13 protein-coding genes and 1 other RNA gene are annotated in these 12,507 nt (G+C 54.8%); 10 read left to right on the top strand and 4 right to left on the bottom strand.

Features of this window, described 5'->3' with window-relative positions:
* The first annotated feature begins 27 nt into the window (after positions 1–27).
* From ubiG to AC097W_RS11170, 5 genes are all read left to right on the top strand, one after another.
* Entirely contained in the window at positions 28–747 is a 720-nt protein-coding gene (gene ubiG, locus AC097W_RS11190; RefSeq protein WP_479602634.1) for a bifunctional 2-polyprenyl-6-hydroxyphenol methylase/3-demethylubiquinol 3-O-methyltransferase UbiG, read from the top strand.
* Positions 747–1,418, top strand: a complete 672-nt coding sequence (locus AC097W_RS11185) for an HAD-IA family hydrolase (protein ID WP_479602633.1) — start codon at positions 747–749, stop codon at positions 1,416–1,418. Before ubiG ends, AC097W_RS11185 begins: the two co-directional genes overlap by 1 nt.
* Before the next feature lie 12 nt (positions 1,419–1,430).
* Positions 1,431–1,819, top strand: a transfer-messenger RNA (tmRNA) gene (gene ssrA / locus AC097W_RS11180).
* 393 nt (positions 1,820–2,212) lie between these two features.
* Complete coding sequence (locus tag AC097W_RS11175; RefSeq protein ID WP_479602632.1) at positions 2,213–3,358, top strand: helix-turn-helix domain-containing protein; 1,146 nt, start codon at positions 2,213–2,215, stop codon at positions 3,356–3,358.
* A gap of 9 nt (positions 3,359–3,367) precedes the next feature.
* Positions 3,368–3,850 carry a hypothetical protein gene (locus AC097W_RS11170; protein ID WP_479602631.1) on the top strand — a complete coding sequence of 161 codons (483 nt, stop codon included), beginning with the start codon at positions 3,368–3,370 and terminating at the stop codon, positions 3,848–3,850.
* 350 nt (positions 3,851–4,200) lie between these two features.
* On the opposite strand, the gene AC097W_RS11165 is transcribed toward AC097W_RS11170, so the two are convergent.
* The 4 genes from AC097W_RS11165 to AC097W_RS11150 all read right to left on the bottom strand — a co-directional run bounded on the left by AC097W_RS11165 (position 4,201) and on the right by AC097W_RS11150 (position 7,636).
* Complete coding sequence (locus tag AC097W_RS11165) at positions 4,201–4,650, bottom strand: LacI family transcriptional regulator (RefSeq protein ID WP_479602630.1); 450 nt, start codon at positions 4,648–4,650, stop codon at positions 4,201–4,203.
* Positions 4,647–6,008: a recombinase family protein gene (locus tag AC097W_RS11160; protein WP_479602629.1), complete on the bottom strand. Its 1,362-nt coding sequence runs from the start codon at positions 6,006–6,008 to the stop codon at positions 4,647–4,649. Before AC097W_RS11160 ends, AC097W_RS11165 begins: the two co-directional genes overlap by 4 nt.
* On the bottom strand, positions 6,005–6,505 hold the full coding sequence (locus AC097W_RS11155; RefSeq protein ID WP_479602628.1) for a DUF2924 domain-containing protein: 501 nt from the start codon (positions 6,503–6,505) through the stop codon (positions 6,005–6,007). The genes AC097W_RS11160 and AC097W_RS11155 overlap by 4 nt, the downstream gene beginning before the upstream one ends.
* A 348-nt stretch (positions 6,506–6,853) precedes the next feature.
* Complete coding sequence (locus AC097W_RS11150) at positions 6,854–7,636, bottom strand: ImmA/IrrE family metallo-endopeptidase (RefSeq protein WP_479602627.1); 783 nt, start codon at positions 7,634–7,636, stop codon at positions 6,854–6,856.
* A 7-nt stretch (positions 7,637–7,643) separates the two neighbouring features.
* On the opposite strand from AC097W_RS11150, the gene AC097W_RS11145 reads away from it, so the two are divergent.
* The 5 genes from AC097W_RS11145 (at position 7,644) to AC097W_RS11125 (ending at position 12,046) form a co-directional block, all read left to right on the top strand.
* Positions 7,644–8,750: a hypothetical protein gene (locus AC097W_RS11145; protein WP_479602626.1), complete on the top strand. Its 1,107-nt coding sequence runs from the start codon at positions 7,644–7,646 to the stop codon at positions 8,748–8,750.
* 35 nt (positions 8,751–8,785) lie between these two features.
* Complete coding sequence (locus tag AC097W_RS11140) at positions 8,786–9,196, top strand: hypothetical protein (protein WP_479602625.1); 411 nt, start codon at positions 8,786–8,788, stop codon at positions 9,194–9,196.
* A 96-nt stretch (positions 9,197–9,292) separates the two neighbouring features.
* Positions 9,293–9,910, top strand: a complete 618-nt coding sequence (locus AC097W_RS11135; RefSeq protein ID WP_479602624.1) for a type IV toxin-antitoxin system AbiEi family antitoxin domain-containing protein — start codon at positions 9,293–9,295, stop codon at positions 9,908–9,910.
* 193 nt (positions 9,911–10,103) lie between these two features.
* On the top strand, positions 10,104–11,372 hold the full coding sequence (locus AC097W_RS11130) for an AAA family ATPase (protein ID WP_479602446.1): 1,269 nt from the start codon (positions 10,104–10,106) through the stop codon (positions 11,370–11,372).
* Positions 11,372–12,046 carry an RloB family protein gene (locus AC097W_RS11125; RefSeq protein WP_479602445.1) on the top strand — a complete coding sequence of 225 codons (675 nt, stop codon included), beginning with the start codon at positions 11,372–11,374 and terminating at the stop codon, positions 12,044–12,046. The genes AC097W_RS11130 and AC097W_RS11125 overlap by 1 nt, the downstream gene beginning before the upstream one ends.
* The last annotated feature ends 461 nt before the right edge of the window (positions 12,047–12,507 follow it).

The raw sequence follows: 12,507 nt of genomic DNA, 5'->3' as shown, positions 1-12,507 counted from the left end.
GTTTTTTGTTGTGTACATAATTGCAGCATGAACAAAATCTTGAATGCAGATCCGGCTGAGTTGGCCAAATTCTCCGAGCTGGCCCACCATTGGTGGGATCTGGAAAGCGAGTTCCGCCCATTGCATCAGATCAATCCGCTGCGGCTGGAGTGGATCAACGGCATTTCCCCGCTTCAGGGGCAAAGCGTGCTGGATGTAGGCTGTGGCGGCGGAATTCTTGCAGACTCCATGGCCCGCAAGGGTGCGGATGTGCTGGGCATTGATTTGTCGACTAAAGCGCTCAAAGTCGCGCAAATGCATGCTTTGGAAGCGCAAACCCCCCGTGTTGACTACCGTGAAGTCAGCGCCGAAGCGTTAGCCGCCGAAGCTGCGGGTCAATTTGATATGGTGACCTGCATGGAGATGCTGGAACACGTACCCGATCCCGCCTCCGTGGTTCAGGCATGTGCGACCCTCGTCAGGCCCGGCGGATGGGTGTTTTTTTCAACGATCAACAGAAACACGAAGTCCTTTCTGTTCGCCATATTGGGGGCAGAGTACCTGTTGAATCTGGTTCCCCGGGGAACGCATGAATTCGCAAAGATGATCCGGCCAAGCGAACTCGCGGGGTATTGCCGTCGTTCGGATCTGGATGTTCGCCATACCCGCGGTCTGGACTACAACCCGCTGACCAAACGCTATGCCCTGGGTTCGGACACTGGGGTGAATTACATGTTTGCGACCCAAAGACCTGGCGGGGTGAGGTGATGGTTGTTTTTCAGGATATTGCTGCGGTATTGTTTGACTTGGACGGCACGCTAATCGATAGCGCGCCGGATTTGGGCGCTGCAGCTGACCAAATGCGCCTGAAGCGTGGAATGCCTTCGCTTCCTCTGGAAGGTTATCGGCCCATGGCCGGTGCGGGCGCCCGTGGCATGTTGGGCGTTGCCTTTGGCGTTGGAGTCGATCATCCAGGGTATGAAACCATGCGCGAGGAATTTTTTTCCAACTATGAGCGCTGTATGACCGAACGTACTGTCGCATTTGATGGGGTTGCGGAACTGATTGCCCAGATTGAACAGAGGCGCCTGCTTTGGGGAGTAGTAACCAACAAGGCGTCCCGATTTACGGATCCGCTGACTCGCGCAATGCCTTTGTTCGACCGCGCGAAGGTGATTGTCAGCGGTGATACCACTGCGCATGCCAAGCCCCACCCGGAGCCGTTGCTAGAGGCTGCGCGCCGGATTGGAGTGGCTCCCGCACAGTGCCTGTACGTAGGGGATGATGAGCGTGACATCGTCGCAGGCCTTGCCGCTGGCATGCAAACGGTGGCTGCGACCTATGGATATTTGGGGGAAAAGGCGGAAATCAGGGGTTGGGGCGCGCATGCGCAGATTAATTATCCCTTGGCCCTATTGCAATTGCTCGCAAACGCCTAAAATAGGAGCCTTGGGGCTGCACTGGTTTCGACGTGGGTTCGGACGCGCAGCAGGGCATGTCGAGGTTCTGTCACCTCGTTAAACCGCAGAAAAAAACTAACTGCAAACGACGAACGTTTCGCACTCGCCGCTTAATTGCGCGTGAGCCTCGCAACAGCAAGCCAATAGGCTGGGCAAGGGTTGTGGTGCCGCAAGGTGTCACAGTCCAGGCTGCGGGGTAACTTCATTTGGCTGGGCCTGCCTTGGGTGACTTAGGGCGGGTCGAGAAAATAGGTTACTGGCGTTTTGCATAGCGTGCCACTGCGCGATGCAAAAGGCGAGACTTAAATCAGAGGGCTACACATGTAGAACTGTTCGAAGAAGGCTTGCGGACGGGGGTTCAAATCCCCCCAGCTCCACCATATATGAAATCCAACCACTCATCTGGTTGGATTTTTTTTGCCTATACCTGCGTGTTCCGTGGGGTTCACGCGGGTTCCTGCGGACTTCGCGGTTATTCCAGGCGCCCAGAAATCCGTCACTTTTGCTCTCTCTTGGCCAATAGTCTCCGCAGCGGAGAGCATCGCAAACGACCCGAAGTCCGCAAGAGTCACCGTTCATCCCCATGAAAATCAATGGGTTACGCGCGGACTAATCAAGCAGTTGATTTCCGGCATTGGTAGGCGCGGGAGAAGTGCCAACCTCCCACGAGAGTAGGCGAAGATTGGGTAGGGGCACCCATCAGATTCGGTCGATTTCGTTTGTCATAAAATTGCCAAATTGTCCAAAAAAACAATTTAGTGCATAATGGCGCTATGGATCATCTACCGACCAACTTCAAGACTCCTGGGCAACTCATGGAGTGGCTTTTGGCAGAACGTGGTTGGACCAAAAAAGTTTTGGGCATCGTTCTTGAGATGGACGAGGCAGGATTAAGCCGGATCATCTCAGGTAAGCGCCCATTATCCGCTGAGCTGGCCGTTGCGCTGGAAGAGGTGTTTGAAGTGCCGGCGGAAAGCTTTATGACCCTCCAAAAAAGTTTTGAACTGGCACAGGCACGAATTGCTGCGCAGCCAGACCCAAAGCGCTCGACTCGCGCAAAGTTGTTTGGTGGGTTGCCCGTCAACGAAATGATTAAGCGTGGCTGGCTCCTGGCGGAAAACAGCAAAGATATACCGGCGGTGGAAAAGGCGCTACATGATTTCTTTCACGTTGAGTCCTCCGAAGCGATTGAGGCGTTGCCTCACGCCGCAAAAAAGGCCGACCCGTTGTCGGACTCGACGCTGGTGCAAATCGCCTGGATGCATCGTGTCAGACAAATCGCTTCCGAGATGTTGGTACCGCGTTTTTCAATTGACGCTGCGAAAGCTGCCGTTAAAAAGCTGACGCCATTGCTTTCGGCGGTAGAAGAGACGCGGAAGGTTCCGAAAATCTTGGCCGAAGCAGGTATTAGGTATGTGATTGTGGAGACGCTACCAACTGCAAAGATTGACGGTATTTGCATGTGGCTGAATGATGCGTCGCCCGTCATAGGTATGTCCATTCGATACGACCGGATCGACAACTTCTGGTTCGTTCTCCGACACGAGCTGGAACATGTCATCAGAGGTGACGGAAAGATCAGTCCCATTATTGATGCAGAACTTGAAGGCGAGCGGGCCGGCACCAGCGCGGCAATACCTGAGGCAGAGCGTTTTGCCAATGGGGCCGCCGCTGAATTCTGTGTCCCCTCTAAGTCGATGGACAGCTTCATCTTGCGGAAAGCCCCCTTCTTCGCGGAGCGCGATTTGCTGGGTTTTGCGAAAACACTTGGCATTCATCCAGGCCTCGTTGCGGGGCAGCTTCAGCATAAAACTGGCCGTCATGACCGCTTTCGTGCGCACCAAGTCAAAGTAAGGTCAAACGTCGCGCCCAGCGCCGTGGTGGATGGTTGGGGAGACATTGCCCCTGTCGATATTTAGGAGTTAACGATGCCTACGAAACGTCAAGAAATGCAAAGTCTCATCCGTATCTTCAAAGAAGAGACCGGCGAAAAAGAGGTGGACATGCACCGAGTTGCCATGTTCGCCATGAAAAAGGGCTGGCCTATGCCCAAGCCTGAAACCGCGCTTGATAGACTCGCTAAGCAGTTTTCTATTGCTGCGCGAGAAGAAGTACGCCTCGACCCGAATACCGGACGCCCTTACCGGGTGAATCACGCGGTAACAACATGGCAGGGGCCAAAGCAGCTTACGTTCTGGGTGGACATTGATGAAGCCCCCCGCCGTCATGTTCACAAGTCATTTGTTCAGCGCCGTGAGCAAATGGTAGGTGATGGATTGCAACTTACCTTCGACGTTGATCACTGGAACAGCGTAAACGCAAGTGAAGAACCCATCGTCATGCCTATGGATTTCACTGAAGATATAGCTTGGCGTAGAAACTCACCGGACGAGGACGAACAGGCGGCATAAAAAACGAAAAGGCCAAGGTTACACCCTTGGCCTATCGCCCAAACCGTTACCGGCCCGGTGTGGGCAAAGATCAGCAAGTGCCAATCGCCCCCAAGCTTTCAAGCATAACCTGATTTTTGACTATTGGCCGGTTTTGAATGGCAATAGCCAGAAAGACCTCGTATGAAAACTACTCCACGCGCACGCAGCGCAGTTGATGGCACATTTGTGAAACTGAGCGAAGCAAAACACAATCCACGTGAGACTGTTGTCGAACGCGTGCCAGTCCGACAACCAGCACCCGCGAAAGCGCCTGTAAAGAGGCGATGACAGTAAAAGCCTTTAGGCTCTTCAAACCTGAAGGCTTTTTTTCATTTCGGTCCGTGTCCGACAGCCCAAATTCGCGCCCGCTGCGCATCCCACTGCGCAGGTGGGTCAACCGCAATATCAAATAGAGTTAGGTGGTCGGGCAGTTCGTTCAGCAAAATGGCGTCGACGATGTCCGGCGCCAGCGTGGTCAGGTTGACCATGCGACTCACGTAGCTGTTGTCGACACCCTCCAGCGCGGCGATTTCACGCAGTGATTTGGCATCGCCGGACTCCAGCATCCGTAACCAGCGGTGCCCTCTGGCCAGGGCCAACTGCAACGCTGTGGCGGCACTGTCCCACGGTCGAGGTTTACCAGGCTCGCCGCTGGGCAACGTAACCTGTTTGCGCCCGGCCCGCCGTTTGAACTGGATGGGTACCGACAATGTCAGACGTCCATCGCTGGACTGAATGACTTCTGGCGCACCGGTTTTATGGATACGTACCTCGTTCATGCCAGTGCTTCTTCACGCGTTGGTTTTGCGTTATCAGGCTTCAGTTCCAATACCAGCCGTTCGATGCCGTTGGCGCGCAACCGTACTTCGAGGTCATTGGGCGACACGATCACCTTCTCGACCAGTAATCTCACAATCCGTGTCTGCTCCGCCGGAAACAGTTGGTCCCATATGGCATCGAGCCGTGTCATGGCGACGGTGACTTTCGCTTCGTCCAAAGTCGGATCCAGCGCTATCGCCTGTGGCAGCACGTTACCGAGCAAGTCTGGCGAACGCAGGATGCCACGAAGTTGGTCTAGTACCGCTGATTCCAGTTCGGCTGCTGGCAGACGCGGCAAACCTGACGCACCGGCGTGCTCTTTGATGTCGCGCATGGGCAGGTAATAGCGGTATCTCTTTCCTGTCGCTTTTTTTGTGCTGTGCCAGGGTGTCAGTGCGCGCCCGTCATTACCGAAAACGATGCCCTTGAGCAGAAACGGTGTGGTGGCGCGAGTGGCATTGCCACGCACGCGGCCGTTGGTGGCCAAGATTGCGTGCGCGTTATCCCAAAGCACCTGGTCGACCAAAGGCAGGTGCTCTGCCTGGTACCACTGCTCCTTGTGGCGCAGTTCTCCGAGGTAGGTTCGATTGCACAGCAGTTTGTAGATCAAACCCTTGTCGATTGGCTTGCCCTCCCTGACTTTACCGTCCTGGGTCGTCCACGCCTTCGATGTCACGCCATCAAGCCTGAGTTCCTTGACCAGTGTGGTGCTTGATCCGAGTTCGACGAATCGCTCGAAAATGTGACGGATAAGTTTGCCCTCCTTGGCGTTGGGCACCAATCGCCGATTGTCAACGTCGTACCCCAGAGGCGGAACGCCACCCATCCACATGCCCTTGCGTTTGCTGGCCGCAATCTTGTCGCGGATCCGCTCGCCGGTCACCTCCCGCTCGAACTGTGCAAAGGACAGCAGGACGTTGAGCATCAAGCGCCCCATGGACGTGGTGGTGTTGAATTGCTGTGTGACTGACACAAATGACACGCCTTGGCGCTCAAATACCTCGACCATCTTGGAAAAGTCTGCCAAGCTGCGCGTCAGACGGTCGATCTTGTAGATCACGATCACATCAATTTTTCCGGCTTCAATGTCGGCCATCAGGCGTTTGAGCGCAGGTCGTTCCATGTTGCCGCCCGAGAACGCCGGATCATCGTAGTCATCGGTGACAGCGGTCCAGCCCTCGGCACGTTGACTGGCCACGTACGCGTGACCTGCGTCGCGCTGGGCATCCAGGGAGTTGTACTCCTGGTCCAGCCCTTCTTCACTGGACTTGCGGGTGTAGACCGCGCAACGAACCCGCTTTTTCAGAACTTCGCTCATGTCCGAACTCCCTTCTTGGTAGGTGCAGCCTTGGCGGCCCGAGTCTTGAGTCCGAAGAAGAGCGGTCCCGACCAGCGTGTGCCGGTAATTTCGCGGGCGATCTGTGACAGGCTCTGGTACATCCTGCCATCGAAGTCGTAATTGCCATCGGCAGTCGCGATCACACGGTATTCCTTGTCTTGGTACTCACGGGTGAGCATCGTGCCAGTGACCGGGCGGTAGTCCGGATCGCGTGTCTTGACCTTGCCGGTCTCAATCAGGGACTCGATGCGTCGCTTGTTGCGATCCAGCAAACTCGCGTCCACCTTGCGAAACTCGATCTCCTGCAATTTGTAAGCAATCCGACGCTCCAGGTACTGCCGGTTGTGGGTGGGCGTGTCGCCATGAAAAAGTCGCTGCCAGAGTGATTTGATCTCTGTCATGGGCAGTTCAGGCAACTGTGCGATTTGTGATGTCACCGATGGCGGTGTGGCGGGCATGGGTTTTGGCGATCTCATCAGGACTCCGAATATCTGTTGTTGACGGGGTCTGTATGAACGCTCTGGTGGCCAGTAAAGCCAAGTGATATTTCTGTTGTATTGAGAATGCTTGCGGACTGTGGCAAAGACACCATGCGAAGGCGTGCCAGTCCTTTTGCCAGTGTCAATGCGATCTCGCATCGACGCTGTTCTGGTGTCATTCGCTCGGGTGGGGTGTGGTTGATTTCATGCATCGGGTAGCGGTCCTGGTTGTCCAACTTGCTTGAAGCAAAATTGTCCTAAAAGACCGCCTCTGACACCATGAGGGAGTTACGGAAGCATGCTGGTTGCTGCGGGTCAATGCTGAAACCGCGACACGGTCAGGGCCTATTTTCTGTCGGGAAGCTGGCCGTTATTAATGAAGCGATCGAAGGTGTCTTCCTCTGGCTCCTCATCATCGTGTTGCGGCTGCCGCCACTCTGCATCAGGCATCAGCAGTAAGGTGAGTGTGTAGTCGTAGTTACCGGCAACTTTCGTCATCTCAGTCAACTCAACATGTGACGGCTCACGCGGAAACCAGGCTTTGGCCTGGAGCATTTGTGATTGGGTGGTTGTCGAGCCGTTTTCGCTGTGAGCAAGAGCGTCACGCGGTAATTCGATGGTGCGCTTTCGGGTGGCAAAAAATGCGCCAGACTTGAATGCAGCTTCGTTCGATTTTGCCCACAACATGTGATCGTCTCGGCTGGCTACCAAAATGGCACGTTTGTCGGCAATCTCGATCCAGCGCAATGCGGCAGCAGTCAACGACACGCCGTAGCGGTCGGCGCAGTGGCCCAGCAAATCGAAACTTACCGGATGCCCGTGAATTTGTTTCCCAAAATCATCCAGCGGCATCAATAGCGTTGATGCGAACTGGTCTGCCTCAGTCTCGATGTCTTTCTTGTTACGTTCTCCGGTCTCAATGTCATCGTGACCACATTGAAATTGATCCTGTTGGTGGCGGTGCAGAAGGTAATGGCCAAGCTCATGGGCTATCGTGAAGCGCTGGCGCCCCTGCGAGATGACTGCGCTGTTGTAAAGAATCAGCCACTTTGACCGAGCCTTATTTACCGCGAGCATTCCTTCAAAGCCGTCGAGATCCTGTCCGTCAACCTTGTCTACAGGCGGCATCGGAACAATGACTCAAAAAGCGTCTCCTGCAATCGGTGGAGCGGCTGGCAGTGCCGTGAGCGGTGTCGTAGGGACAGTTTCTGGCGCTGTTGACTCGGTAGCGATTACGGAAGGTGACTTTGAAAGACTTCGGCGGCGTTTGCAAAGGGCAAGCTTTGTTGTGCGGGAGAAGTCGAAGCGCAAGCTTGCATCGATCGCTCTCGCACAACGTGAGCGACGGAAAAAGGATTTGCTTGACCTGTTGGTTGTGGGTGGAGTGACGCTTGGTGAAATCGTTCGTGATCCGTCCAAAGTGCCTGCCGATGTTGAAAAGGCATTTGAACTTGCCTATCCCGGGCTGGCAAGTCATGGCGAAATGTTTTCAGACGTTGTTCAGCGACTGCCTGCGGACGACATTGTGGGACTTGTGAACGGAGTGAAGGGCAAGCTGTTTGAGATCGAATTGGTTGACCATATGAATGCGGGCAACTTGCCGGACGGTCTCCATGCTGAACTCGCCGGGTCTGCAACTCAGCCCGGATACGACATAAAAATCCTGGATGCCGATGGCCATACGGTCGATGTTCTGCAGGCCAAAGCCACAGAGTCAGTCGCATACGTTAAGGATGCTTTGGAACGCTATCCAGATATCGACGTCACCACTACGACAGAGGTACATGCCCAACTGGTGGCACTTGGCGCTGCTGATCATGTCACCAACGGTGGTTTCAGCGAGGCTGTCCTTCAACAGAAGGTGGAGGCGGCCGTTGCTGCTGGACACCACCATCTTGATGCAGGTGATCTTGTGCCGTCCTCAATTGGCCTGGCCGTGATAGCTTTGTCGTCATTCATGGACAAGAGCTTGTCACTGGAACAAAAGGGCGCCGAGTTTGGTGACCGCGCAGCCAAAGCAGGCGTTACCGGTGCGGCTGCCAAGACTGTGCTGATTGCGACCAATACATGGTGGCTCGGACTTGCGGTTGGAGTCGGATCACGTTGGCTTGCTTCGTATGGTGGCAACAAGCGACAGCGATACGAGGCCCTCCAGAGAGCCGTTGAATCTCTTGAAACGAGGGCTGGCCCCAGTGGCAAGCGAGCCCTTGAACGGTCACCCACATTACAAATTGCAGGATAAGTTGCGAACTAAGGCAATCGTGGGGAGATAAAGATATGGCAGTTTCACTTGAGTTCATAGACTTCATCGTGCCGATCGCGGCCATCAAGCAAAAATATCCGGGGGGCTGGGATCAGTGTCTGAAGGACCATGAAAACTTGATCGGCGGTCGGGTTTGGTTTGATGAGCACCTGCTTCGAGACGGAGCCATGAATCCAGGTGACATTGAGTTTCTCATCGAAGAGTGGACAGACTTGGGTTTCCAACCAACTGAGGAGATTGATGGTCAGCGAGTGTGGAAGGACTGCTGCGTCGTCGAATCCATGTTCGGTGGGGCAACTTTGCCGTGCGATTGGTTGGAAATTAGAGATGACGGGCGATCAGCCAACCTCAAAGGAACGGATCCTGGCCAGATTGTTGGCAGGGTAAGGCGACGTGGCGCTTCGGTAATGCCGACGGCGGTTTAGGCCTGAGAATGGAGCCGTCGTGTTTGAATTGGTCTGCTTGTTGCTATTGCATGTAATTTATTTACAAGTGCCTATATATTGCAACATACTTGCATCATGAACCCTCGCTCCCATTCAACGCATGAGCAGGCTGTTCTGGAACTTGCCAGGGCAAGACCGCTGCTGCGTGCCCGGGATCTTGCACAACAGGAACTGCCAACCATTGTGCTCAGCCGACTCGTTGCTGCAGGAAAACTCGAAAGAGTTGCTCGAGGGGTGTATGGCCTGCCAGGTCAATCCATCAGCGAACACCGGTCACTGGCGGAAGTGGCGCTGCGTGTACCGCAGGGGGTGGTTTGTCTGCTTTCGGCACTGTGCGTGCATGGCATAGGCACCCAGGCACCGTTTGAGGTCTGGCTTGCCATTGAACATCGCGCACCGATTCCACGGCTTGACCAACCCAAAATTCGCCGCGTGCGCATGTCAGGGGTGGCATTCACTGAGGGCATTGAACATCTGTCGGTCGATGGCGTGAGCGTGCCGGTGTTTAACGCTGCCAAAACCGTGGCCGACTGCTTCAAATACCGTAACAAGATCGGTCTGGACGTTGTCCTGGAAGCACTGCGTGATGGCTGGGCACAACGAAAATTCACAATGGACGAGATCTGGCATTTCGCGACGGTTGACCGCGTGGCCAATGTCATGCGCCCTTATCTGGAAAGCGTGACAACATGAGCCGAAATCTGGCGGCATCGGACCGAGCACGTCTGAAGCAACTGAGCTTGGACGCGGCCATGACTCCCGCTCACAGCCAGGCGACGTTGCCTTCCTGAGCACCTAAAAACATGACTTTATCGCATTAATAACTTGATTTTTTGCGCTACTATTGCAAAATGTTGATTTATTATCATGTCTCAAGGTGAATTCAATGCTGATAGAGTTCCGCGTTAAGAACTTCCGAAGCCTGCGCGACGAACAGGTGCTGAGTCTTGTTGCATCCAAGGACAAGACCCTGCAGGACACCCATACACAAACAACAGGCATCAGCGCTGCCCCGACTCTGTTGCGCAGTGCGGTGGTGTATGGCGCAAACGCGAGCGGCAAGTCCAATCTCATCAAAGCGCTGCAATATATGCGTGGCGTGGTGACTGAGTCGGCGACGGCGATCCAACCTGGCCAGACCTTTGCAGTGCAGCCATTCCGACTCGATGCCGATTCCGCCAGCCAGCCCAGCGAGTTTGAAGTAACTTTCCTGATTGATGGTGTGCGTTACCAGTATGGCTTTGCCATGACCGCACAGCGCATCGTGAGTGAGCATTTGCTGGTTTACAAGGCTTTCAAGCCCCAGCGCTGGTTCACGCGCCACTTCGACACAGTTACCGGAAAAGATGTCTACGAATTTGGCCCTGGTCTTAAAGGTCCCAAGAATCTGTGGGAAGGGGCGACCCGACCGAACGCATTGTTCCTGTCAATGGCTGTGCAACTCAATAGCGAAGCCTTGCGCCCGGTGTTCGACTGGTTCACGAGTCGACTGGTCATCTTCAATGAGCAAGCCCAGCTCAGTCCTCAGGTGTCTATTCAGATGCTCAAGCAGGCAGAAGGCCGCAAAGAAATTTGCAACTTTCTCTCTGCCGCCGACATCAGCATCGCCGACATCGATGTGGAAACGCGCAAAGTTCCTGGGCAGGCTGTTCACTTTGACTTGGTCGCCGGAAAAACCGAAGTGCGATCAGAAGAGATGGAAGAGCACAAACTGCGCTTTCACCATGTCACCGAACAGGGCAAAGCTGAGTTTGATTTGATGGACGAGTCCAACGGCACGCGCAATCTGCTGTTTCTTGCAGGGCCAGTGCTGGATATCCTCAGCAAAGGGCTGACACTTGTTATCGACGAACTCGACACCAGTTTGCACACTTTGCTGGTGCGCGAATTGGTGCGACTATTCCACCGACCCGAGATCAACACCGGCGGTGCGCAACTGATCTTCACAACGCACGACACGTCGTTGCTGGACGCGCCAGATCTGTTTCGGCGAGATCAGGTGTGGTTCGTGGAAAAAAATCGCGATCAGACCTCGGCATTGGTCAGCTTGTCAGAATTCAGCCCGCGTAAGAATGAAGATATGGAGCGGGGCTACCTGATGGGTAGATACGGTGGTGTGCCATTTCTCGACCACACACTGGGGTTGAAACACTGATGGCGCGCGACAATTCCCCAAAGGAGCGCCAACAAAAGCAGCTGGAGCGTAAGCAGGGGCGGCGTGCCAGCTACGACCGGATCCTGATCGTTTCCGAGGGCAGCAAGACGGAGCCGAATTATTTTCTCGAGATTCGCGCTATCCATCGCTTGCACACCGCCAACGTGGAGGTTCAGCCTAGCGACTTGGGGACCGCGCCAATTCAGGTTGTGCAGTATGCGAAAGAATTGTTTGAGGATGGCGACCGCTATAAGAACATTCAGCGTCGTGCGTTCGAGAAGGTCTATGCCGTGTTTGACCGTGACGACCATGACAGCTATCACGAGGCTCTGACGCTGGCAGCCTCGCTGGACGGCAAGCTCAGGAATGATGCCAAGCAGCCGGTCTCCTTTCAGGCCATTGCATCGGTGCCCAGTTTTGAGCTGTGGCTGCTGCTGCATTTTGAGGACATACAGGCTCCGCTGCATCGTGATGAAGTGATGCGCCGCCTCAAGCTGCACATGCCGGGCTATGACAAAGGCGCGGGCAACGCGTTCGCGACCACCAATGTGCATTTGGCCGTCGCCACCAAGCGTGCAGAACGATTGGCGGTGCACTTTACCGCGCGCACGGACCCTGAGCCTTTCACCGCCATTGTTGAACTGGTAAAGCTGCTGACCACGCTTCGCGGCTGAATACGTGCAATGTGAACGTTGCCTGAGGCTGCAGTCCAAGGCAGTACTGGTAACGTGTCACGCCGCGTGCTTTGCAGTTGGTATCCTCAAGCAGGATGACTCGAACTCTTCTATGTCGCAGAGTCGGTAACAGACCCGTCCAAGCAGTTTGAGGTACATCGGCCCGATTCCCTCTGACCTCCATCGCTCCAGCGTTGCTTCACTTAATCCCCAACGGGCTGCCAGTTGTTTTTGCCCGAGATGTTTGGTGTCCACAGGTTTCCTTCCGAATGAGTTGGTGGTACTCCATGAAGGCGTTTTTTCGTCCCAAAGCCAAGTGGTGTTGTGAAAAAAATGCGGACGGCGGTTCAAGTGTGGAATACGGATTTGAACTGGGGTCAGCAGCTTTGGATGGGTCGCCCCATCGGCCTCTGATAGACTGCCATTCAAGTTGGAGGTTTCCGCAGTTCTTCGCAGCAGTC

Source organism: Rhodoferax sp. GT1R46 (assembly GCF_056521285.1).
Note: the sequence above shows the minus strand (reverse complement) of the source record. Positions and strands in the feature narration are given on the sequence as shown.

Excerpts from the sequence above, each read along its gene's own strand:
- AC097W_RS11155 (WP_479602628.1), bottom strand. The coding sequence starts at position 6,505 with ATGAGATCGCCAAAACCCATGCCCGCCACACCGCCATCGGTGACATCA.
- AC097W_RS11175 (WP_479602632.1), top strand. The coding sequence starts at position 2,213 with ATGGATCATCTACCGACCAACTTCAAGACTCCTGGGCAACTCATGGAG.
- AC097W_RS11160 (WP_479602629.1), bottom strand. The coding sequence starts at position 6,008 with ATGAGCGAAGTTCTGAAAAAGCGGGTTCGTTGCGCGGTCTACACCCGC.
- AC097W_RS11185 (WP_479602633.1), top strand. The coding sequence starts at position 747 with ATGGTTGTTTTTCAGGATATTGCTGCGGTATTGTTTGACTTGGACGGC.
- ubiG (WP_479602634.1), top strand. The coding sequence starts at position 28 with ATGAACAAAATCTTGAATGCAGATCCGGCTGAGTTGGCCAAATTCTCC.
- AC097W_RS11145 (WP_479602626.1), top strand. The coding sequence starts at position 7,644 with ATGACTCAAAAAGCGTCTCCTGCAATCGGTGGAGCGGCTGGCAGTGCC.
- AC097W_RS11140 (WP_479602625.1), top strand. The coding sequence starts at position 8,786 with ATGGCAGTTTCACTTGAGTTCATAGACTTCATCGTGCCGATCGCGGCC.
- AC097W_RS11165 (WP_479602630.1), bottom strand. The coding sequence starts at position 4,650 with ATGAACGAGGTACGTATCCATAAAACCGGTGCGCCAGAAGTCATTCAG.
- AC097W_RS11130 (WP_479602446.1), top strand. The coding sequence starts at position 10,104 with ATGCTGATAGAGTTCCGCGTTAAGAACTTCCGAAGCCTGCGCGACGAA.
- AC097W_RS11150 (WP_479602627.1), bottom strand. The coding sequence starts at position 7,636 with ATGCCGCCTGTAGACAAGGTTGACGGACAGGATCTCGACGGCTTTGAA.
- AC097W_RS11135 (WP_479602624.1), top strand. The coding sequence starts at position 9,293 with ATGAACCCTCGCTCCCATTCAACGCATGAGCAGGCTGTTCTGGAACTT.
- AC097W_RS11125 (WP_479602445.1), top strand. The coding sequence starts at position 11,372 with ATGGCGCGCGACAATTCCCCAAAGGAGCGCCAACAAAAGCAGCTGGAG.
- AC097W_RS11170 (WP_479602631.1), top strand. The coding sequence starts at position 3,368 with ATGCCTACGAAACGTCAAGAAATGCAAAGTCTCATCCGTATCTTCAAA.